This window comes from Wenyingzhuangia aestuarii, from assembly GCF_011927765.1.
Lineage (GTDB): Bacteria > Bacteroidota > Bacteroidia > Flavobacteriales > Flavobacteriaceae > Wenyingzhuangia > Wenyingzhuangia aestuarii.
Map to the genome: position 1 here is coordinate 25,944 of NZ_JAATJG010000018.1, position 21,629 is coordinate 47,572.

At 32.0% G+C, this 21,629-nt stretch carries 20 protein-coding genes; 11 read left to right on the top strand and 9 right to left on the bottom strand.

Annotated features, from left to right (window positions below):
• Positions 1-131: 131 nt before the first annotated feature.
• The 4 genes from GGR97_RS14220 to GGR97_RS14235 form a co-directional block, all read right to left on the bottom strand.
• A complete protein-coding gene (locus GGR97_RS14220; protein WP_167899202.1) occupies positions 132-974 on the bottom strand; it encodes a DUF3078 domain-containing protein in 843 nt (280 codons plus the stop codon).
• A 3-nt stretch (positions 975-977) separates the two neighbouring features.
• Positions 978-1,490, bottom strand: a complete 513-nt coding sequence (locus GGR97_RS14225; RefSeq protein WP_167899203.1) for a DUF2480 family protein — start codon at positions 1,488-1,490, stop codon at positions 978-980.
• Positions 1,491-1,591: 101 nt separating this feature from the next.
• A complete protein-coding gene (locus GGR97_RS14230; RefSeq protein ID WP_167899204.1) occupies positions 1,592-1,912 on the bottom strand; it encodes a DUF59 domain-containing protein in 321 nt (106 codons plus the stop codon).
• A gap of 18 nt (positions 1,913-1,930) precedes the next feature.
• Positions 1,931-2,356, bottom strand: a complete 426-nt coding sequence (locus GGR97_RS14235; RefSeq protein WP_167899205.1) for a SufE family protein — start codon at positions 2,354-2,356, stop codon at positions 1,931-1,933.
• 103 nt (positions 2,357-2,459) lie between these two features.
• Here GGR97_RS14235 and GGR97_RS14240 point away from each other — a divergent pair, with 103 nt between their 5' ends.
• The 3 genes from GGR97_RS14240 to GGR97_RS14250 all read left to right on the top strand — a co-directional run bounded on the left by GGR97_RS14240 (position 2,460) and on the right by GGR97_RS14250 (position 6,184).
• A complete protein-coding gene (locus GGR97_RS14240) occupies positions 2,460-3,380 on the top strand; it encodes a PfkB family carbohydrate kinase (RefSeq protein WP_167899206.1) in 921 nt (306 codons plus the stop codon).
• Between the two features lie 59 nt (positions 3,381-3,439).
• A complete protein-coding gene (locus tag GGR97_RS14245; protein ID WP_167899207.1) occupies positions 3,440-5,314 on the top strand; it encodes an amidophosphoribosyltransferase in 1,875 nt (624 codons plus the stop codon).
• 318 nt (positions 5,315-5,632) lie between these two features.
• Positions 5,633-6,184: a hypothetical protein gene (locus GGR97_RS14250; RefSeq protein ID WP_167899208.1), complete on the top strand. Its 552-nt coding sequence runs from the start codon at positions 5,633-5,635 to the stop codon at positions 6,182-6,184.
• A gap of 190 nt (positions 6,185-6,374) precedes the next feature.
• Here GGR97_RS14250 and GGR97_RS14255 read toward each other — a convergent pair whose 3' ends face one another.
• The 3 genes from GGR97_RS14255 to GGR97_RS14265 form a co-directional block, all read right to left on the bottom strand.
• Positions 6,375-8,966, bottom strand: coding sequence for a phosphoenolpyruvate carboxylase (locus GGR97_RS14255; protein WP_167899209.1), 2,592 nt, complete (start codon positions 8,964-8,966; stop codon positions 6,375-6,377).
• A gap of 125 nt (positions 8,967-9,091) precedes the next feature.
• Positions 9,092-10,387 (bottom strand): tRNA lysidine(34) synthetase TilS, encoded by a 1,296-nt coding sequence (gene tilS / locus GGR97_RS14260; RefSeq protein WP_167899210.1) that lies wholly within the window; start codon positions 10,385-10,387, stop codon positions 9,092-9,094.
• 29 nt (positions 10,388-10,416) lie between these two features.
• Positions 10,417-11,700, bottom strand: a complete 1,284-nt coding sequence (locus tag GGR97_RS14265) for an anthranilate synthase component I family protein (protein WP_167899211.1) — start codon at positions 11,698-11,700, stop codon at positions 10,417-10,419.
• 123 nt (positions 11,701-11,823) lie between these two features.
• Between GGR97_RS14265 and GGR97_RS14270 the strand changes: the two genes are divergently transcribed.
• The gene (locus tag GGR97_RS14270; RefSeq protein ID WP_167899212.1) at positions 11,824-12,549 is read left to right on the top strand and encodes an NRDE family protein; all 726 of its coding nucleotides are present in this window, start codon (positions 11,824-11,826) and stop codon (positions 12,547-12,549) included.
• A gap of 3 nt (positions 12,550-12,552) precedes the next feature.
• The gene (locus tag GGR97_RS14275) at positions 12,553-13,542 is read left to right on the top strand and encodes a DUF6695 family protein (protein WP_167899213.1); all 990 of its coding nucleotides are present in this window, start codon (positions 12,553-12,555) and stop codon (positions 13,540-13,542) included.
• Here the strand turns inward: GGR97_RS14275 and apaG are convergent.
• Together apaG and GGR97_RS14285 are read right to left on the bottom strand one after the other, a co-directional pair.
• Positions 13,535-13,921, bottom strand: coding sequence for a Co2+/Mg2+ efflux protein ApaG (gene apaG, locus GGR97_RS14280; RefSeq protein ID WP_167899214.1), 387 nt, complete (start codon positions 13,919-13,921; stop codon positions 13,535-13,537). The genes GGR97_RS14275 and apaG overlap by 8 nt on opposite strands.
• Before the next feature lie 50 nt (positions 13,922-13,971).
• A complete protein-coding gene (locus GGR97_RS14285) occupies positions 13,972-15,204 on the bottom strand; it encodes a type IX secretion system plug protein (RefSeq protein ID WP_167899215.1) in 1,233 nt (410 codons plus the stop codon).
• Between the two features lie 220 nt (positions 15,205-15,424).
• Here GGR97_RS14285 and GGR97_RS14290 point away from each other — a divergent pair, with 220 nt between their 5' ends.
• Genes GGR97_RS14290 through nqrF form a run of 6 tightly spaced genes read left to right on the top strand, consistent with a single transcriptional unit; the run spans position 15,425 to position 21,243 of the window.
• Positions 15,425-16,777 (top strand): Na(+)-translocating NADH-quinone reductase subunit A, encoded by a 1,353-nt coding sequence (locus GGR97_RS14290; protein ID WP_167899216.1) that lies wholly within the window; start codon positions 15,425-15,427, stop codon positions 16,775-16,777.
• A complete protein-coding gene (locus GGR97_RS14295) occupies positions 16,777-17,919 on the top strand; it encodes an NADH:ubiquinone reductase (Na(+)-transporting) subunit B (RefSeq protein ID WP_167899217.1) in 1,143 nt (380 codons plus the stop codon). Before GGR97_RS14290 ends, GGR97_RS14295 begins: the two co-directional genes overlap by 1 nt.
• Positions 17,920-17,921: 2 nt before the next feature.
• A complete protein-coding gene (nqrC, locus tag GGR97_RS14300) occupies positions 17,922-18,620 on the top strand; it encodes an NADH:ubiquinone reductase (Na(+)-transporting) subunit C (protein WP_167899218.1) in 699 nt (232 codons plus the stop codon).
• A 2-nt stretch (positions 18,621-18,622) separates the two neighbouring features.
• A complete protein-coding gene (locus tag GGR97_RS14305; protein ID WP_167899219.1) occupies positions 18,623-19,297 on the top strand; it encodes an NADH:ubiquinone reductase (Na(+)-transporting) subunit D in 675 nt (224 codons plus the stop codon).
• 14 nt (positions 19,298-19,311) lie between these two features.
• Entirely contained in the window at positions 19,312-19,926 is a 615-nt protein-coding gene (nqrE, locus tag GGR97_RS14310) for an NADH:ubiquinone reductase (Na(+)-transporting) subunit E (protein WP_167899220.1), read from the top strand.
• 21 nt (positions 19,927-19,947) lie between these two features.
• Positions 19,948-21,243: an NADH:ubiquinone reductase (Na(+)-transporting) subunit F gene (gene nqrF, locus GGR97_RS14315; RefSeq protein WP_167899221.1), complete on the top strand. Its 1,296-nt coding sequence runs from the start codon at positions 19,948-19,950 to the stop codon at positions 21,241-21,243.
• The last annotated feature ends 386 nt before the right edge of the window (positions 21,244-21,629 follow it).

Sequence of the window (21,629 nt, forward strand, 5' to 3'; positions counted from 1 at the left end):
GTCTAAATATCAGAATTCTAATGAGTTGTTAAATTAGTTAATTAGCTAGGAGTGATAAAATTTATAGCAGATATTATTGCATAAAAAAACCTCTAGAAATCTAGAGGTTTTGTAGTTATGTGCGTGTTGGTTTAGAACTTGTAGTTAAATCCTAATCCAAATACTTCTCTTACCTGTACGGCTGCAACAGCATTGTCATCGTAAATTGCTTGTGCAACAATGTTTGCAGATAAATATTCGTTAATTTTCATTACTACGTTTAAAGTGTAATCAACATCAATATTTCCTGCATTTTCTAAATAGTTAGCATATAAGTTTAAAATGTTTTCTACACTTACATTTTTAACCAAATCTAATTTGTAGTAAGCAGCTACGTTTGCCCCTAACTCAAAACGGCTTGTTTCTCCTTGTTCAACACCAAAAGAAGAACCAGTTGCTGTAAATTCACTATCTACAAAAATTGCTCTAGCAGATGCAGGAGTAATGTTAACTTTTAAATTGTTAGATTTTTTCCATAACATACCAGGACCTGCTTGTAAGTATGCTGGAGAGAAAAATGTAGAAATTTTAGTTGTTTGCGCAGGAGATTTAAATCCATCAGCAAATTGAGTTTTTAAGCTAGCGTATGCAGAGTAGTACCAGTATTTGTTAGCCTGTTTACCATATAAAGATGAAATTTCAATTTTATCATTTGTTTTTTGAAATCCATTCTCATTACCATCAATTTTAGTTAAACCATAATCTAAAATTACTTTGTTGTCCCAAACTACATTGTCTTTTTTGTAATTAAAATCGTAGTTAATACTTGCGCTTGTAGCAATGTTATTAACTCCACCACCTTGCCAATCGTTGTTAAAAGCAGATTGGTTAAACAATAAAGTGAACACTCCTCCTTTTTTCCAGTTGCTTTCTTTTTCTTGTGCAAAGTTTACAAAAGAACACAAAGCAATTGCTAAAATTGTAATTTTTTTCATAATCTAGTTTAGTTTTTGTTTTTTAAATAAAGGCACGGTAGAACAAGCTTCACCGTACATTATGTTTTTGGCAACAGGAAGCAGTTTTTGTATTAATAAAGTATAGGCAGTTTCCGGAATTGGTTTGTTTGCACATCCTTTAATTATTACAGGTTTGTCTTCAAATTGACCTATGTCAAAAATAGAAATAATTTCTACATATAAAACTGTCTCTAATAAGTTTAGGTCTCCAACCACACATTTCTTAACATATGTAGCTGCTTTAGATGTTAATAAAAGATAGGCCCAAGATGGTATAATCGCATCGGCACTACATGTAAATGCTACATACTTGTCTTTTAGCTGAGACCAATCATAAGTTTCTGCTTTTTCTCTAAAGTCTTTTTCTTTTAGAATTAGTTCTTGGAACAACCAGTCTTTAATATCAAACAAAACACGTTCTCCAGGTAGATAAAAATCTTCTAGATCTATGTTTTTAAGATTGCTATTGGCTACTCTGTTTACAATTTCTTCCATAGTTAAATTAGTCTTTAGTACACAGTCGTTAGTATATAGCATTTATGAATGCTAATAACTATACGTTATCTATGTACTTTGTACTGATGATTCAGTACTAATTACAAAAATCCTAATTCTAATTTAGCCTCTTCGCTCATCATGTCTTGAGTCCAAGTAGGATCAAAAGTTAACTCTACCTCTACGTTGTTTATTTCGGGTAAAGCAGCTACTTTATCTTCTACCTCCTTAGGCATTGTTTCTGCTACTGGGCAATTAGGAGATGTTAATGTCATTAAAATTTTGGCATCGTTATTTTCGTTTACCAAAACGTCATAAATTAAGCCTAATTCGTAAATATCTACAGGAATTTCAGGGTCGTAAATAGTCTTTAATACATTTACAATTTTATCTCCTATTTCTACAGTTTCTTCGTGTTTCATACTAGTTGTTTTATGGGGTTATGCGTTTAGTTTGCTTTGCATTCCTAAAGCATATAATTTTATTTGTTTAATCATAGACACTAATCCGTTAGCTCTTGTGGCAGATAAATGTTCTTTTAAACCTATTTCGTCAATAAAATCTAATTTAGCTTCTAAAATATCTTTAGGAGCTTGGTTGTTAAAAACTCTTAACAATACAGCCACAATTCCTTTGGTAATAATAGCATCACTATCTGCAGTAAATTGAATCTTATCTTCTTTTAATTCAGAATGTAACCAAACTTTAGACTGACATCCTTTAATAAGATTGTCATCTGTTTTAAAAGCATCATTAATCACAGGAACAGATTTTCCTAATTCTATCATATACTCATAGCGTTCCATCCAATCATCAAACATTGCAAACTCATCCACAATTTCCTCTTGTATTTCTTTGATAGTCATATTTTAAACTTATTTTTGCAGCCACAAAGATACTGAGTATAAAGCTAGGATACAACTACAACAAACATTGATTGTGGTCTAGTTAAATTTTGAAAACAAACACATGAGTAAACTATTGGTTATAGGAACAGTAGCATTTGATGCTATTGAAACACCATTTGGAAAAACAGACAAAATTTTAGGGGGAGCAGGTACTTATATAGGACTGTCTGCTAGTAATTTTAAGAATGTAGATACAGGATTAGTTTCTGTGGTTGGAAATGATTTTCCTCAAGAATATTTTGATTTGTTACACGGAAAAAACATCAATACTGATGGGATTGAAGTTGTAAAAGATGGAAAGACTTTTTTCTGGAGTGGAAAGTATCATACCAATATGAATAAGAGAGATACTTTGGTTACAGAATTAAATGTATTAGAGCATTTTAGTCCTGTGGTTCCAGAAAAGTATAAAGATGCAGAAATTGTAATGTTAGGAAATTTACATCCTTTAGTACAAAATGCAGGGTTAGAGCAAATGACCACCAAACCTAAAATGGTCGTATTAGATACTATGGATTTTTGGATGGATATTGCTTTGGATGATTTAAAAATGTTGTTAAAAAAGGTAGATGTAATTACTATTAATGACGAAGAAGCTCAACAATTAAGTGGTGAATATTCTTTAGTTAAAGCGGCTAAGGTAATTCATGAAATGGGACCTAAGTATGTGGTAATTAAAAAAGGAGAACACGGAGCTTTGTTGTTTCACCAAGATAAAATGTTCTTTGCACCAGCATTACCTTTAGCAGATGTGTTTGATCCAACTGGAGCAGGAGATACTTTTGCAGGAGGATTTACAGGTTATTTAGCACAACAAGGAGAACTTTCTTTTGAAAACATTAAAAATGCAGTTATTTGGGGTTCTAATTTAGCCTCTTTTACGGTAGAAGAGTTTGGTGTTAAGCGTATTGCTGAGGTAACTACAGAAGAGGTAGCGCAGCGTTTGGAGAAATTTAAGGACTTAACGAAATTTTCTTTGTAATTTTGCATGAAATTAACGTTCTAAGCTAGTAGTAGAACAAAATTAATAAAAGATACAATATGTGTGGTATTGCAATGGTGAGGTTGCTAAAACCTTTAGAGTATTATAAAGAAAAGTACGGAACGGCTTTTTATGGAGTAAATAAAATGTATTTACTAATGGAAAAACAGCATAACCGTGGACAAGACGGAGCTGGTTTTGCAAGTATTAAGTTTAACGTAAACCCTGGAAGCAGATACATTAGTAGAATACGTTCTAACAAACAGCAACCAATTCAGCATATCTTTAAAAAGATAAACAACCGTATTAGCGATACTATGGAAGCGAATCCGGATAAGAAGAATGATATTGCTTGGCAAGAGGAAAACATTCCTTTTATAGGAAACCTATTTTTAGGTCATACTAGATACGGAACTTCTGGAGGAAATTCTATAGAGAATGTACATCCTTTTTTACGTCAATCTAACTGGAGACATAAAAACTTAATTGTTGCAGGTAACTTTAACATGACAAACAATGGTCAGTTGTTAGACGAATTAATAGAGTTAGGGCAACATCCAAAAGAAAGTACCGATACGGTAACCGTAATGGAAAAAATTGGTCACTTTTTAGATGATCAAGTAGAATCTATCTATCAAGGAGTAAAAGGAAAGTATACTAAAAAAGAAGCTTCTCCTATTATTGCAGAAAAAGTAGATTTAGTAGAAATTTTAAAAAGAGCAACTCGCAGTTTTGATGGTGGGTATGCAATGTCTGGATTATTAGGGCATGGTGATGCTTTTGTAATGAGAGATCCTTCTGGAATTCGTCCAGCTTTTTATTTCAAAGATGATGAGGTGTTAGTTGTAGCATCTGAAAGACCAGTAATTCAAACTGCATTTAATGTAGATATAGATAAGGTTAAAGAATTAGATCCAGGACACGCTATTATTGCTAAAAAGAACGGAAAAGTTACTATAGAGCAAATATTAGAGCCTAAAGAAAAGAAAGCTTGTTCTTTTGAGCGTATTTACTTTTCTAGAGGAGGTGATGCAGATATTTATAAAGAAAGAAAAGATTTAGGAGTTAGAGTGTTTCCACAAATTGCTAAAAGCATTGATGGAGATATAGAAAATACTGTTTTTTCTTACATTCCTAACACAGCAGAAACATCTTATTATGGAATGTGTGAAGCTGCTGAAGACTTTTTAAATGGTCAAAAAACAGAAAAGATTTTAGCAGGAGGTAAAAATTTAAGTGCCGAAGAGGTAAGTACTATTTTATCGCAAAGACCACGTTTTGAAAAATTGGCGATTAAAGATGCTAAGTTAAGAACGTTTATTACTTCTGATGATAGTCGTGATGATTTGGTAGCACACGTATATGATATTACTTATGGTGTTGTTAAAAAAGACGATAATATTGTTATTATAGATGATAGTATTGTAAGAGGAACTACCTTAAAAAAGAGTATTATCAAAATATTAGATAGAACTCAACCTAAGAAAATTATTGTAGTTTCATCTGCTCCACAAATTAGATATCCTGATTGTTACGGTATTGATATGGCTAAGCTAGGTGATTTTATTGCTTTTAGAGCTGCTATTGAATTGTTAAAAGAAACAGGTCAGTATCAAATAGTAACAGATGTGTATAATAAATGTATCAAGCAACGTAGTAAAGAGGATGCTGGTATTACCAACTTTGTTAAGGAGATTTATAAGCCATTTACTGCAGAAGTAATCTCAGCTAAAATTTCTGAAATGTTAAAGACCTCTGATATTGATGCAGATGTTGAAATTATTTTCCAAACAATAGAAGGATTACATAAAGCCTGTCCAAATCATGCAGGTGATTGGTATTTTACAGGAGATTATCCTACTGATGGAGGTAAACGAGTTGTAAACGAGGCTTTTATCAACTTTTACGAAGGAAAAAATAAGAGAGCTTATTAAATTAATAGCTAACTTGTTCAAAATAAGAGGGAAACCCAATGCTTTAAGCATTGGGTTTTTTGTTTGTTAACATTAAATTAACATTGTATTGCTTTGTTTTTGCTTCCTGTTTTTTAACAGTCTACAGATAATTTAAAAATACAGATGATAAATTATCAAATATGTAATAAAAAAAATAAGGAGTCGTTTTTGCTATTTATTTAACCTCCTAAATTTATCAACTTCACTAAAATGCTTACTTACTTCTTATTTTACATTAAGTTAAGATGAAGGTTGTAGATGTTCTCTAACTTTGTCTCAAACATAAATGTTATAATTATGAAAAAATTTATTTTAATCGCAGTATTGTTGTTGGTAGGTACATCTTATGGACAAAACTATAGCTCATTAGGGTTGAGTTATGGAGCTTTAAACGGAATTGATGCTTCTTTGTTAGCACCAGCTAACGAAGTGGGAACAGATTATACTACAGTAGCTAAAACTAGAAGAGGGCAAGGTTATAATTACCAAGGAAGTATATATAGTTACGAATCTTTATCTGGGTTAAAAGATATTGATAGTGATGCTGATTTTATTAAGAAAAAAGCGAAGACAAAAGCAGAATTATATGCTGAGACTATGAGAAAAGATAGTGATGCTTCTAGAAAAAATATTGTTATTAGAAAAGCAAAAACGGAAGTTTTAGTTAGATATAACGGAACATATTCTAGTATTAAATTGGTAGATTTTAATGGTAATGAGGTAAAAGCTAACTTTAGTAAAAAATACAGAGGTTTAATTGTGCCTAGAGCTAAAGAAGTAAAAAATTACTTGTTAAAGGTAACTAGTGATAAAAACGAAAAAACATATTATCACCAAGTAGCTCTATAATGTTTAGGTAGATCTATTATATAAAAATAAGGATTATTTTAAAAGAGCTGTAACAATTTGTTACAGCTCTTTTTGGTTTGGGTAAGTATTGTTTTAATACTTGTTTAGGTATAATTATTATGTGTGTAAAAAAAAGCCTTTCTAATTAATAGAAAGGCTTTTTAAATAGGTAAGTGAAACTAAGCTTTTATTATGCAGAGTTTCTACTTGCGTTTGTATTTCCAAATAATGAACGAGTTACAATTTTCTCGAAAGTCTCTAAACGCGTAGGGTTAGGAACTCCTTCTCTGTTCATAATTTGTACTTCTCTAAGAGCGTACTGTTGTATAGTTAACAATGGTAATACAATAGAATCACGAACTGCAATAGATGCTTTTCCGTCAGGATAGTTCTGCATTAACTCTTTGTGACCAGTTAGTTTTAATAACAATCTCTTAGTTAATTCAAATTCATCGTGAATAATGTTCCAGAATTCACCAAACTCAGCATCTTTAGCCATATATCTAGTTAAATCAAAGAAAGATTTTTCCATAGACATTACACTGTTTTCTAACAATGTTTTAAAGAAGTTAGAGTTGTTGTATAAGTCTTGAACCTTATCAAACTCTCCAGCATCTTCGTATTTCTTAAATGCAGTACCTACACCAAAGAAACCAGGAACGTTTTGTTTTAATTGTGACCAAGATCCTACAAAAGGAATTGCTCTTAAATCTGAAAAGTTTAATTTATCAGATTTTGAACGCTTAGATGGACGAGATCCAATGTTAGCTTTACCATAGAATTTTAAAGTACTCATTCTTTCTAAGTACGGTACAAACATTTCATGGTTTTTAAAGTCAGAGTAAGCTTTAAAGCTAGACTCTGCCAAATCTTCTAACAATTCTTTTTGTTCGTTAGTTAAAGAGGCATTCATAGGATCGTTAAAAATCTTATTGGTAATACCTGCACCTAACAATTGTTCTATGTTGTATTGAGAAGAATCTAAGTTTCCAAAGTTAGAACTAATAGTTTGTCCTTGAATTGTTAACTGAATTTCTTTGTTTTCAATATTATCACCTAAAGAAGCGTAGAATTTAGAAGTTTTTCCTCCTCCACGTGCTGGTGGTCCACCACGTCCGTCAAAGAATATTACTTTAATTCCAAATTCACGAGATACTTTGGTTAATTCCTCTTTGGCTTTGTAGATTCCCCAGTTAGCCATTAAGTATCCACCATCTTTAGTACCATCAGAGAAACCTAACATAATGTTCTGTTTGTTATCTCTACTTGCTACGTGAGCACGATATTCTGGATTAGAATATAATTGTCTCATTACTTCAGGAGCAATTTCTAAATCGTCTACTGTTTCAAACAAAGGAGCTACATCTACATTTAATCCATTGTCAAAACCAGAAAGGTTTAACATAGCAAATGTTTCCATTACGTTTAAGGCTGTTTGGTTGTTACTAATAATGTAACGGTTCGCACCTTTTTCTCCATTCTCTTTTTGGATAGTTCCAATAGCTCTAATAGATCCTAAAGTTCTAACAACCATTTCTTCAGAGAACTGATCTGGATTGATGTTTCCTTTTACCTTTGCTAATACTTCAATTTGCTCGTCTGGAGACATTTCTAAGTAATTTGCAGGGAAAGTAGTATCTCCTTTTTCTTGCAATTCTTTTACAATACCCGTAAATACGTCGTGGTGTACACGGCTATCTTGACGAATATCCATTGTTGCAAAGTGGAATCCAAATACTTTTACTTTGTTAATAAAGCTATCTACTTCATCAATAAATAAATTACTTTGCTCTTCTTTTAATGTTTGTTTAATAGAAGTCATTTTGCTTAACAGTGATTCTACAGAAATTCTAATAGGAGAATTTTCTGTAATACAGCTATCGTATAAAGCAGATTCTATTTCATTCATTAATTCAAAAACTCCAGGGAATGTTAATCTACGTTTTAACTGACGTACATCTCTGTAGTAATTTTTAAGAATGGTTTGTCTTAATTTTCTAGCTACTTTTAAAGTAGTTTCTGTAGTTACAAACGGGTTACCATCTCTATCTCCACAAGGCCAGAATCCTAAGTTGATGATTTCGTTATCAATATCATCACCATCAAATAAGTGAGATTGAATATAATCGTAAATTTTACTAATTGAATGGTAGAATACATTCTCTAAGTACCAGATTAAGCTAATTGCTTCGTCATAAGGACTAGGCTTTTTATCAGCAAAGAAAGTAGTTCTACCTAATTGTGCTAATAGTTTTTTAATTAAACTTAAATCGTCGTTTTTAATTGCTTCTTGTAAATCCGTTAGAATAGTTAAAACGGTTCCAGGATAGAATTGAGTAGGGTGAGCTGTTAATACTAAACGAGTTTTAAATTCATTTAAATATTGTCTTAACTCTTTTCTTACACGTTTAGAGCTAGCTTCTTCCTTAATGTTTCTCATGGTACCTACACCGGCCATGTTATTTACAATTGGGAATGCAGCATCTTCTATAGCATCAAATAATACTACTTGACGTTCAATATATTGAATGAACTTGAATAAGAAACTGATTTTTTCTTCTTCCGTAGATCCAGTTTTGTACTTGTCAAAGAATTCGTCTACAATTTCTGTGGGAGTTTTACCACTTTTAAAACCTTCAATACAATATTCGTTAAATAGAGGTAAAAGTGTTCCTGTTTTGCTTACGCTATCAAAAGGTAAGGTAGAAAAAACACTATTGTAAACCTGGTATTTAGCAAGAACGTTGTCATTGAATCTTGTTAATTTGGTTTGTTTAGACATGTTTTATTAGATTAATTTGTATAAAGATACAACATGGCAGTGTACTGTGAAAAAATATAGTAAAAAATATACAGTTCTATTTAAATAGTTAAAGAGTTAACAAGGTGGGCTAGTACTGAGAAATGTCATTGTTTTTTTAGATAAACTAGGTTTTCTTTCTCGGTGTTTTCGGTTTGTGTTCTGTCTGCTCTGTGTCCAATTACCCAAATAATTTTATCCTGACTATTACATAGCAACCAACATGCTTCTTTTTCTAAAGTAGATAATTTTAAATCTTTAAAATATTTGCTGATTTTTTTCTTCCCTCTCATTCCTGTTGGGTAAAAATAATCGCCTTCTTGCCATTTTCTCAGTACTAAAGGAAATTGAATTTTATCCAAATTCAATGCAATGGTTTTAGGTGTTAATGCTGTTTTTGTTGATGAAATACTTAGTTGAATAGGTAGTTCTTCTAATTCTTTAAAATTATGGATTAAATAGCTTTCCTTTTCCTGATGTCTATTTGGATGTAAAAGAATTACATCTCTGTTAACAAGAAGGGTATGTGTGTTTGATGAGGTTTTTTTACCTGTTTGTGCTTGTAGAATTTTTACAATTTCTGAAGAAGAAGAAAATCCATAAGGCTTAAACAATTCATAAATTTCAAAATTACTTAAAGTTTCTAATTTTGATTTTTGAATATTAATGATGTCGTTTTCAACTTTAAAAAAACTTGTTTTTAAGGCTAGAATTTTAGCCTCAATAAACTCTTTGCTTTGGTGGATGTTGGCAATGGTTGTTTTAAAATTCTCTTCAAAATTTGGGGTTAATTTATAAAGTTCAGGAACAATACGATGACGAATTTTATTTCGTAAATATTTAGTTTCTGCATTACTTTTATCTTCTCTCCAAGCAATGCTATTATCAATAGCAAATGTTTCAATTTCTTTTCTAGAAAAAGGAAGTAAAGGTCTAATAATATTTTTGTTAATAGGAGGGATTCCTGTTAATCCATCAATACCTGTTCCTCTAGATAAATTGATAAAAAAGGTTTCCATAACATCATTCAGGTGGTGTGCTGTTAAAATATAATCGTAGTTAAAATCTGTGCACAGGCTTGTAAACCAATTGTATCTTAATTCACGAGCACCAATTTGCGTAGAAACTTTGTTTTGTTCACAATATTCTTTGGTGTTGAATTTGATTACATGAAAAGGAATGCTGTTTTCTGTTGCAAAATTTTCTACAAACAATTCATCACCATCACTATCTTTAGCTCTTAATTGAAAGTTACAATGAGCAATTCCAATATTATAACCTAGTTTATTAAATAAATAGGTTAACACAATGCTGTCAATTCCACCAGAAACGGTCATCAATAATTTTTGATCCTTTAAAAAAGGGAAATTGTTAGCTAGATGGTTTTGTAGTTTTAGAAGCACGTAATTGTTTTTGTTAAAATTAAGAAATCTTATTGTGTTAGTACTTCTCGCATGGCTTTAGCTTTTAGCAAGCATTCTTCGTATTCCTTTTCTGGGTTTGCTTTGGCAGTAATAGCGCTACCTACAGAAAACGATACGTGTTTTTTTGTTTGATTGTATACAATGCTTCTAATAACCACATTAAAATCAAAATCTTGATTAGGTGTAAAGTAACCAACCGCTCCAGAATAAATTCCTCTTTTGCTAGCTTCTAATTCTTCTATAAAATTCATAGCTGCAATTTTAGGAGCTCCTGTCATACTTCCCATTGGGTAGCAGGCTTTAATGGCATCTACAGCGTGAATATTCTCTTTTATGTTGCAGGTTATAGAAGAGATCATTTGATGAACTTGTTTAAAAGTATAAATCTTACACAATTCATTTACTTTAACACTTCCTTTTTTAGCTATGTGAGATAGGTCGTTTCTAACCAAATCTACAATCATTATGTTTTCTGCAATTTCTTTGGTGTTGTTTTTTAACAATTTAATTTGTTCTATGTCTTTTTCGGGTGATGTTCTTCTTTTTGCCGTTCCTTTTATAGGTTCAGAAAGTAAGGTTTCTCCATGTTTTTTTAAAAATCTCTCTGGTGATCCAGATAGTAGAAATAAATCATTCAACTTTAAATAGCTAGCAAAAGGAGCTGTAGAAATACTATTTAATTTAAAATAGGTTTCTAAAGGAGCAATACTTGCGTTTTCTGCGTAAAATTCCTGACAGTAGTTTAGTTCATAAACTTCTCCTAAATGAATTTCTTGCAATGCTTTTTCAACTTGTTTTATATAAGTATTTTTATCAACTCTACTTTTAATAGTTAAGCTGTTTTTGGTGCAAGGAATGTGTTTGGCTTGTAAAATTTCGTTCCAATCGGTTTCAATTTCATCTTGTAAATAATCGGGGTATCTAAATAAAACACCGTCTTTGGTAATTTCTATTAATTTTTCGGGCTGAAAAAAATACAAATCAGGAAATTCACTAGCATCAATATTGTTAGAGCTTAACGTTTCTACATCGTTCTTTAAATCGTAGCTTAAATACCCAAAAGCATAATCATGTATACTGTTAATGTATGTTTTTAATTGATCAAATGCATTTTTATGGTCAGTTTTTAAAATGCTAATGGCCTGTACGGCTAAAAATCCTTCGGTGGTAGATTTTGAATTTTCATTAGAGTCTAACCAAGCTACCATGCTGTGTTTGTTTCCCCAAATTAAGATTTGCTCTTTAATTTTAGAAAGAATATCAACAGAAAAATGCTTTTGTATGCGCTGCATGCTAGTTATTTAAGATTGCAAATTTAACAATCTTAGGAAAGCACCACGCTCTAAATGTTAAAGAAGTGTAATTTTTAATAGATTTACAGACAAAAGTGATGATAACTATATTATGAATTGCCTATGTGTACCGTAACTTATATTCCTACAACCAAAGGATTTATTTTTACATCTAATAGAGATGAGCAGCCTAAAAGGGTTACTTTACCACCTGCCTATTACCAAGAGTCTGGAGTAAATTTGTTTTTTCCTAAAGATAAAATAGCTGGTGGAACTTGGATTGGTGTTGCTGAACAAAAACGTTTGGTTTGCTTGTTAAATGGAGGGTTTGTATATCACGATCCTACTATAAAATATCCAAAAAGCAGAGGTGTTGTGGTTACGGCCATGTTAACTACTCACAATTTAGAACATACGTTAAAGACTATAGATTTAGAAGGTGTGGCTCCATTTACGTTAATTGTAGTAGATTGGAAAAACAATCATAAAGCTTACGAATTAATTTGGTGTAATAAAACAAGACATGTTACGGAATTAGATGTAGATGAATCTTATATATGGTCGTCTTCAACTTTGTATACGGATGAAATAAAAACCGAACGTAAAAAATGGTTTACAAAAGATGTGTTATCTCAGTCAGGTACTACTAAAGAAAAAGTTTTAGAATTTCATCAAAACGAAGATTTAGGTGATGTAGAAACCGCTCCTAAAATGAAAAGAGATTTAGTAGAAACTATTAGTACTACTATGGTAGTTAAAGATGGTTTGGAGCTGTCTATGGAGTATTATGATTATACAGTTGATGAAAAGCGTAGTTTTTCTAATCTTTTTTCAGAAGTGAACGCATAGCTTATGGAATCCAATGGAATTATAGTTGTGTTGTCGTATCCAGATACTGTTGTTCGTCCTGCACACACGGAGTTTTCTAGTAAAATTTGGCCTTTAATTGGAGTGGGTAGTAAAAATGCGGTGCAAGCTGGTCATGCTGCTTTGTTGTTGATAAACAAGCAATCTGGAGCAGTTGATTATTATGATTTTGGAAGATATATTACGTCTTATGGAATGGGACGAGTACGATCTAAAGAAACGGATGTAGAATTAGAAGTACCGTTAAAAGCAATTATTGATAATAAAGAGTTAAAGAATATTGATGAGTTGTTGTTGTGGCTAGATAAACATCCTGAAAAAACACATGGAGAGGGGAGATTGGTGGCTAGTATTAACAATCAGATTGATTATAATAAAGCTAAAGTTTTTATTGATGACATGATTGCTCAAAAAGAAATTCCATATGGAGCATTTGTAAAAAACGGAAGTAATTGTGCTAGGTTTGTAACCGATACAATTATCAATTCCTGTGCCTGTACATCTGTAAAATTAAAATTAAAAACATCTAATTTATTAACTCCAAGTCCTATAGGAAACGCTATAAAAGGAACTACGGAAGATGCTGTTTTTGTTGTAGAGAATAAAGAAGTAAAACATTATGTAAATAGATCTGTTTTAAAAGAATATTTTACGTGTTTTACCAATAAGTTTGATGTGGAGTTAAATAAAATAGGAACAGAACTGCCAAATAAAGACTTATTTAATTTAGAAAATGCAACTTGGTTAGGTGGTATTGGTAGTGGAGCTTGGTTTAGGATAGAATTGGCTACAGAAAATCAGTTTCAAATAGCTAGATATACTGCAGGTGGAAGTAAAGATTATCAAGGTAATTTTAGTTGTGAATCAAAAGGTTTTGATCTAAATGAATTTTATTGCTTTGTGCATCCAACCAATTGTAAAGAAGCTTTTGTTTATCAAAACAATCAGCAATTTGTGTTCAAAAGAATTAATTAAGAATTGAGTCTGTTTGTAACTGAAATTTAGGAACTTCTACTTTAAATGTTGATTTTTTATCAAGATTTAACATGGTGTAATAACCTTTCATTGATCCGCAGTTAGAAAGCAAAATACAATGAGATTTATAAGCATGCCTTTCTCCGCTTCTTAATACAGGCTGAATTCCAATAACTCCTTCACCTTCTACAACTTCTGTTTGGTTTAAAGAATCGTAAATTTCCCAATGTCTAGAAAATAGCTGAACCGTGTCGGGAGATAAATTTTCAATAATTATATAGTAATCAAATAAATAATGCTTTTGTTGATTGCGCTCTTGCACACCACAAAAAACAGAATTTACAGATATTTTAATCCCTTGAGTAGTTGCTTCGGTCATTACTTCGTATTCGTTTATTTAAATATAAATAATAGAAAATTAGGAAACAACTAATTTTCTATTTGTTGCTTACTATTTGCAATTCCGTACCCCACTACTTGATAATAGATAGAGTTAATGGGTTGAAAATAGACCAAGCATTCGTAGTTGTTTTCTGTTTCATAAAAAGAGCCACTAATAGTATGTCTATCAATACCATCGCTTTTAATTACATAATCATAGTTGTAGAAACCTTGTTTTAAAAATAAATCAGTGGTTAAATAAGTTTCTGTAGGATCTAATTTTAATTTGTTTTCTTCTGTAAACTGATAATTATTAAAAGCTCCATAAACGTATATGTCTTCATTGCTAAACTCATTGTTATTAACCAAAGAAAAATGAACTTTGCTGTAGTCAGATTCTGTATCTGTGTTTTCTGAATTAAACGTTCTAAACACAAAACTTCCGTTAATGTCTGGGTTGTAGGTGTATATACTGTTTGCTCTGCTTTTGTTTGGGAATAATATAGAGTGATAATGATTATCTTCCCTGTAGGTTCTGGCTACAAATCTTGAGTTTTTTAAAATTTCGTTATTGTCAAAATAGTAAAACTCGTTACCTGCATAAAATTCAGTTTCGTCTGTAGGTCTATAAGTGTAGGTGTTATTGCTTGTAAACGTAGGTTTTAAAAAAGGAGTTCTAAGTTGTCTGTCTCCGTTTTGATAAATAAAAGTTTTAATCTCTTGGTTTGGGTAGTTAACGTTAATATTGTTGGTGTAAATAACTAAAGAAATTGCTTGTTTTTTGTTAAAGTTAGCCAAATCTCTAGTCTCTGAAATTTTAATACTAACAGCTGTTTTTTCTTCGTAAAACGTTATTCGTCTTTCACAAACAATAGTTTCGTTAATATCTAAAATTTGAAACAAATAGTTTCCAGATTTTGTAATTCTAGTGTCGTCATTTGGTATGTTAAAGCTGTAGTGTGTGTAGTTTTGTAGGGTTCCAAATGAGTTTTCAAAATTGTTGATTTGTAAATTGTTAAATCCATCAATATAGTAAGAAATAGGTAGGTCAGAGGGAGTCCAGTCAACTTCGCAGTGTGTAATTAAATAATAATATTCTTCTTGATTCCCTGTAATATCATCAAAGCTAAATGTTAGGGTGCTGTTTAAAGGGTGTACGGTGTGTGTAAAGTCACTTTTATTGTTTTTTGTTTTTACACTTTTAATAAAATCAGCATCGTTTATTTGTGAAAACAAAGATGTTGAGATAAAAAGTAGTAAGAAGGTGATTTTGTAAAACATTAAATATTTTTTTTGGTTAAAATACTGTTTTGTAATAGATTGATGTCTTTTTTTAAATAAGTTTTTATTTTAAACGAAGTAATAAAAATAAAATTACTTAGAATTATTATAAATAAAACAAAGCTCTTAAATAAAAGGGACTTTTGTATGCCTATCAAGAATCAATTTATTTAAATTTGTTCCATATTTTATACGTACAAAATAAATTAAATTTATAAATATGTCACAAGACATTAGGGTAAAAAAAGGCTTAAATATTAAGCTTAAAGGACAAGCAGCTCTGACTACAGCTGCATCTTCTCGTTCCGCTTTCTACGCTATTAAACCTACAGATTTTCATGGTATTACACCAAAACTTGCTGTTAAAGCAGGTGAGGAAGTTGCTGTTGGTGACGTGGTTTTCTTTTCAAAAGGAAATGACAGGATTAAGTTTACTTCTCCTGTGAGTGGAATTGTGAAAGAGATTAAGAGAGGGGCTAAGCGTAAAGTGTTAGCTATTATTATTGAAGCAAAATCAGAAGATCAGTTCAAAGATTTTGGAACAGCCAATCCGTTAGATTTGGATAAAGAGGCTGTTTTAGAAAAAATCTTAGAAAGTGGAAGCTTTGCATATGTAAAACAACGTCCTTACGATGTGATTGCAAATCCAGCTGATTCTCCTAAAGCTATTTTCGTTTCGTCATTTGACACCGCTCCACTAGGACCTAATTATGCGTATGCATTAAAAGGAAAAGAGGAGGCTTTTCAAGCAGGAATCAATGCCTTAACAAAATTAACTGAAGGAGCTGTAAATTTAGCTGTTGATGGTAGTGAAGCCACTTTCTTTAGTAAAATAGAGAATGCTAACATTGTAAACGTGTATGGGAAACATCCTGCAGGAAATGTTGGAACTCAAATAGCTGAAATAAGCCCAGTAAACCAAGGAGATAGAGTTTGGTCAGTAAGTCCACAAGGAGTTGCTGTTATTGGAGAACTTTTCTTAACAGGTAAATACAATGCAACAAAATTAGTTGCTTTGGCGGGTTCTCAAGTAAACAATCCTCAATACTATTCTTTAGCGGCAGGTCAAAATATCCAGTCTTTAATTTCTGAGAATGCAGAAGTTAATGGTTCTCGTGTTATTTCTGGAAATGTATTAACAGGTACTCAAATTGGGGCAGATGACTTTTTAGGATTCTACGACAATGTGATTTCTGTAATTCCAGAAGGAAACGAACACCGTTTCTTTGGATGGTTACCTTTTGTAGGTAGTAAATCTATCCACAGTGCTTCTAAAACTTCTTTTGCATGGTTAAATCCAGGTAAAGAATACACTTTAAACACAAGTTTAAATGGTGAAGAAAGAGCATTGGTTGTAACAGGTGAAATGGAAAAGGTAGTGCCTTTAGACATATACCCGTTGCAGTTATTAAAAGCTTGTATAGCAAATGATATTGAGAAAATGGAAAATTTAGGGATTTACGAAGTAGCTCCTGAAGATTTTGCTTTAGTTGATTATATCAACACTTCAAAAATTGAAGCTCAACAAATCATCAGACAAGGATTAGACTTAATGATAAAAGAAGTAGGATAATGGATTTTTTAAGAAAGAAATTTGACGAAATAAGAAAGCCTTTCAATAAGGGAGGTAAATTCGAAAAATTTGCTCCAGCAATCAATTCTATCGACACTTTGTTGTTTGTGCCTAAGCACAATACACATGGAGGAGCGCATATTAGAGATGGAGTAGATTTAAAAAGAGTAATGGTAACTGTAATTTTTGCATTGTTACCAGCTATGTTCTTTGGAATGTATAATATAGGATTTCAACACTTTTCTCAGTTAGGAGAGAGTACAGCTATTTTAGACTGTATGATTTTTGGAGCTTGGAAGTTTTTACCAATGTTATTGGTTTCTTATGGTGTTGGTTTGGCTATAGAAATTGCTTTTGCAGTTTATAATCAACACGAAGTAAACGAAGGATATTTAGTTTCAGGAATGTTAATTCCTTTAATTATGCCTATTGATTTTCCTTTATGGATGTTAGCTGTTTCTGTTGTTTTTGCCGTGTTTATTGGTAAAGAAGCATTTGGAGGAACAGGAATGAATATTTTTAACCCAGCTTTAATAGCTCGTGCTTTTGCATTTTTCTCTTACGCTCCACAAATGTCTGGAGATAAAGTATGGGTTGCAGATGCAAGTACAATTGATGCTGTTTCTGGAGAAACTATTTTAGGTCAATTAGCTGCGGGTACAGATACTAGTTGGTCTGTGTTAGATATGTTTTTAGGATTTATTCCTGGATCTGTAGGAGAAACATCCGTATTAGCTATTTTAATTGGTGCTGCTATTTTAATTTTTACAGGAGTAGGTTCTTGGAAGATTATGACAGGTACTTTAATTGGAGGAGCTGCAATGGGATTAATTTTTAATGCACTTGGAATAAACGAATTAATGAATTTTCCTTGGTGGCAACACTTATTAGTAGGTGGTTTTGCTTTTGGTGCTGTATTTATGGCTACAGATCCTGTATCTGGAGCTCAAACAGAAAAAGGAAAATGGATCTATGGTATCCTAATTGGTTTCTTTGCAATTATGATTCGTGTATTTAACGGAGCATATCCAGAAGGAATGATGATGGCTATTTTATTAATGAACGTTTTTGCTCCAACTATTGATCACTATGTGGTTGCAGGGAACATTAAAAAACGTAAAAACCGTTTAAAAGCTGCATAATTATGAACAAGAATAGTAACGCATATACGTTTATCTTCGCAATCATTATTGTAACAATTATTGCAGGATTATTAGCATTTACTGCCACAAGTTTAAAGCCTTTACAGGATACAAACGTAAAAGCAGAAAAAATGCAAAATATATTAGGTACCATTGGTGTAACTGGTGTATCAAGAGAAGAAGCAGAGGTTGAGTTTAACAAGTACATTAAAGAGCAATTAGCTTTAACAAACAATGGACAAGTAGACAAAGGAACTGAAGCTTTTAAAATTGGATTAAAGAACGAAGTAAAGAAAGATGTTGAAAAACAACGTTATCCTTTATATGTAGCAGAAAAAGATGGTGAAACTTTTTATATTGTTCCTTTGTATGGAGCAGGTCTTTGGGATGCTATTTGGGGATACATTGCTTTAGCTTCTGATAAGAACACAATTGTAGGTGCTAACTTTGACCACAAAGGGGAAACTCCAGGTTTGGGTGCAGAAATTACTACAGATTGGTTTCAAGCTCAATTCACAGGGAAAAAGATTTTAGATGAGTCAAACAATTTTGTTTCTGTAACTGCTGTTAAAGGTGGTGCAAAAGCAGGAGATGATCATGGAGTAGATGCTATTTCTGGAGGTACTATTACTTCTAATGGAGTGTCTGATATGATTGACGAACGTTTGTCACATTATTTACCTTATTTTAAAAATAACTAGTCATGGCAGAAGGAAAAGAAGCATTATTTTCAAAGCAAAATAAAGCGTTATTATCAGATCCATTAAATGATAATAACCCAATTTCAGTTCAGGTATTAGGTATATGTTCAGCATTGGCAATTACTGTGCAATTAAAGCCGGCAGTTGTAATGTCTTTAGCCGTATTATTTGTGGTTATAGCATCTAACGTAATCGTATCATTAATACGTAACTTAATTCCAGGACGTATTCGTATCATCGTTCAATTATTAATTGTTGCCTCTTTGGTAATTTTAGTAGATCAGGTGTTAAAAGCATATGCATACGACGTAAGTAAAGAACTATCAGTATTTGTTGGATTAATTATTACCAACTGTATTGTAATGGGACGTTTAGAAGCTTTTGCTTTGGCAAACGGACCTTGGAAATCTTTCTTAGACGGAGTAGGAAACGGTGCAGGTTATGCATTAATCTTAGTTTTAGTAGCTGTATTTAGAGAGTTATTAGGATCGGGTAAATTATTTGGAATTGAAATTTTAGGTCATAAAGCTAAAACAATTGCAGATTCTACAGGATTGTATGCTCTAGGATATGAGAACAACGGATTTATGTTATTGTCTCCAATGGCATTAATTACAGTTGGACTTATAATCTGGGTACAACGTTCTAAGAACAGAAAATTAATTGAACAACACTAAAATCTATAGTTACGATGGAATATATTAACATCTTTGTAAAAAGTATATTTATTGATAACATGGTATTTGCATATTTCTTAGGAATGTGTTCTTACTTAGCAGTATCAAAAACAGTAAATACGGCTGTAGGTTTAGGAGCAGCAGTAGTATTTGTATTATCTATTACAGTTCCTGTAAACTTCTTAATAGATACGTATTTATTAAGACCGGGAGCGTTATCTTGGTTAGGAGAAGAGTATGCAAGTATTGATTTATCATTCTTAAGTTTTATCATGTTTATTGCAGTAATTGCATCTATGGTACAGTTAGTAGAAATGATTGTGGAGCGTTTTGCACCAGCATTATATGGAGCATTGGGTATTTTCTTACCATTAATTGCAGTAAACTGTGCTATTTTAGGAGGTTCTTTATTTATGCAACAAAAAGATTTTGCCAACGTTGGAGAGTCTGCTGTATACGGATTAGGATCTGGAATAGGATGGCTGTTAGCAATTGTAGCTATTGCTGCTATCAGAGAAAAAATTGCCTACTCTCATGTTCCTGGACCTTTAAAAGGATTAGGAATCACTTTCATCATTACAGGTTTAATGGCGATTGGATTTATGAGTTTCTCAGGTATCAAATTATAATAATAAAGAACAGATATAATTATGAATGTAATTGCAATTAGTATCGTTGTTTTCTTGATTATTGTTTTAATCTTAGTAAGTATTTTATTAGGAGCTAAAGCAAAATTATTACCATCAGGAAAAGTAAAAATTACGATCAACGGAGAAAAAACAATTGAAGTAGATACAGGAAGTTCTTTATTGTCAACTTTAGGTAACGAAAAAATATTTTTACCATCAGCTTGTGGTGGAGGTGGAACCTGTATTCAGTGTGAATGTCACGTACATTCTGGTGGAGGTGAAGCTTTACCAACAGAAACGCCTCACTTTACTCGTAAAGAGTTAGCTGCGGGTGCTCGTTTAGGGTGTCAGGTAAAAGTTAAAAATGATATGGAAATTTCTATTCCAGAAGAAATCTTTGGAATTAAGAAATGGGAAGCTACTGTAGTTCGTAACTACAACGTAGCATCATTTATTAAAGAGTTTGTTGTAGAAATTCCAGAAGATATGGACTACAGAGCAGGAGGGTATATTCAAATTGAAATTCCACCATGTGAAGTAAAGTTTTCTGATATGGATATTACAGCACACCCAACAGATCATCCAGGTGAACCAGATAAATTCCAACAAGAATGGGAGAAATTTGGATTATGGCCATTGGTGATGAAAAATGATGAAACAATAGAACGTGCTTATTCTATGGCCTCTTACCCTGCAGAAGGAAGAGAGATTATGTTGAATGTACGTGTTGCTTGTCCTCCTTTCGATAGAGTAAAAGGTGGATGGATGGATGTGAATCCAGGAATTGCATCTTCTTATGTATTCAACCAAAAAGTAGGTGATAAAGTTACTATTTCAGGACCTTATGGAGAATTCTTTATTAACGAAGAATCAGACTCTGAAATGATTTATATTGGAGGTGGAGCCGGAATGGCACCAATGAGATCTCATTTGTACGAACTATTCCATACTATGAAAACAGGACGTAAAGTTTCTTATTGGTACGGAGGTCGTTCTAAACGAGAGTTGTTCTATATTCACTACTTTGAAGACTTAATGAAAAAATTCCCTAACTTCCAGTTATACTTAGTATTGTCTGAACCGTTAGAAGAAGACAATTGGAAAGTTAAAAAAGATATTCACGACAAAGAAGGAGACGGATTCGTAGGATTTGTACATCAATCATTAATTGATAATTACTTATCTACACACGAAGCTCCTGAAGATGTAGAATTCTATTTCTGTGGACCACCAATGATGAACCAAGCAGTTGTTAAAATGTGTGACGATTTTGGAGTGCCAAAAGAAAATGTACGTTTTGATGATTTCGGAGGATAATCATTATCTAAATTATAAAAAAAGCTTTCTAGAATTTTCTAGAAAGCTTTTTTTATGGACTTTATTGTAATTTCTTTATCCTATTATATAGTTAAATAACCTGTAAAATTATTTTTTATAGCGTTTCCTTCTCAGGTCGGGCTGTCGTTACTCGCTTTTTCTATAAGATCTAAAGGGTCTTTAGATCTTATAGAAAAGAGCTCAAACAGGCCTCTCCATCCCTAACGCGTTAGTATATAATAAGGAATAGTTTTTTTAAAGCATAAATTTAACTTTTAACCTACGTAAAATAAGGTAGTTACGTAAAGTTGATAAAAAAGATAAAAAAAAGGTTAAAAAAGATAGTTGAAAAAGGATAAAGGTTGTGTATCTTTGCACCCGCAACA

Excerpts from the sequence above, each read along its gene's own strand:
- GGR97_RS14220 (WP_167899202.1), bottom strand. The coding sequence starts at position 974 with ATGAAAAAAATTACAATTTTAGCAATTGCTTTGTGTTCTTTTGTAAAC.
- GGR97_RS14305 (WP_167899219.1), top strand. The coding sequence starts at position 18,623 with ATGGCAGAAGGAAAAGAAGCATTATTTTCAAAGCAAAATAAAGCGTTA.
- nqrE (WP_167899220.1), top strand. The coding sequence starts at position 19,312 with ATGGAATATATTAACATCTTTGTAAAAAGTATATTTATTGATAACATG.
- GGR97_RS14285 (WP_167899215.1), bottom strand. The coding sequence starts at position 15,204 with ATGTTTTACAAAATCACCTTCTTACTACTTTTTATCTCAACATCTTTG.
- GGR97_RS14255 (WP_167899209.1), bottom strand. The coding sequence starts at position 8,966 with ATGTCTAAACAAACCAAATTAACAAGATTCAATGACAACGTTCTTGCT.
- GGR97_RS14295 (WP_167899217.1), top strand. The coding sequence starts at position 16,777 with ATGGATTTTTTAAGAAAGAAATTTGACGAAATAAGAAAGCCTTTCAAT.
- nqrF (WP_167899221.1), top strand. The coding sequence starts at position 19,948 with ATGAATGTAATTGCAATTAGTATCGTTGTTTTCTTGATTATTGTTTTA.
- GGR97_RS14290 (WP_167899216.1), top strand. The coding sequence starts at position 15,425 with ATGTCACAAGACATTAGGGTAAAAAAAGGCTTAAATATTAAGCTTAAA.
- GGR97_RS14235 (WP_167899205.1), bottom strand. The coding sequence starts at position 2,356 with ATGACTATCAAAGAAATACAAGAGGAAATTGTGGATGAGTTTGCAATG.
- GGR97_RS14230 (WP_167899204.1), bottom strand. The coding sequence starts at position 1,912 with ATGAAACACGAAGAAACTGTAGAAATAGGAGATAAAATTGTAAATGTA.
- apaG (WP_167899214.1), bottom strand. The coding sequence starts at position 13,921 with ATGACCGAAGCAACTACTCAAGGGATTAAAATATCTGTAAATTCTGTT.
- nqrC (WP_167899218.1), top strand. The coding sequence starts at position 17,922 with ATGAACAAGAATAGTAACGCATATACGTTTATCTTCGCAATCATTATT.
- GGR97_RS14265 (WP_167899211.1), bottom strand. The coding sequence starts at position 11,700 with ATGCAGCGCATACAAAAGCATTTTTCTGTTGATATTCTTTCTAAAATT.
- GGR97_RS14250 (WP_167899208.1), top strand. The coding sequence starts at position 5,633 with ATGAAAAAATTTATTTTAATCGCAGTATTGTTGTTGGTAGGTACATCT.
- GGR97_RS14270 (WP_167899212.1), top strand. The coding sequence starts at position 11,824 with ATGTGTACCGTAACTTATATTCCTACAACCAAAGGATTTATTTTTACA.
- GGR97_RS14275 (WP_167899213.1), top strand. The coding sequence starts at position 12,553 with ATGGAATCCAATGGAATTATAGTTGTGTTGTCGTATCCAGATACTGTT.
- GGR97_RS14245 (WP_167899207.1), top strand. The coding sequence starts at position 3,440 with ATGTGTGGTATTGCAATGGTGAGGTTGCTAAAACCTTTAGAGTATTAT.
- GGR97_RS14240 (WP_167899206.1), top strand. The coding sequence starts at position 2,460 with ATGAGTAAACTATTGGTTATAGGAACAGTAGCATTTGATGCTATTGAA.
- GGR97_RS14225 (WP_167899203.1), bottom strand. The coding sequence starts at position 1,490 with ATGGAAGAAATTGTAAACAGAGTAGCCAATAGCAATCTTAAAAACATA.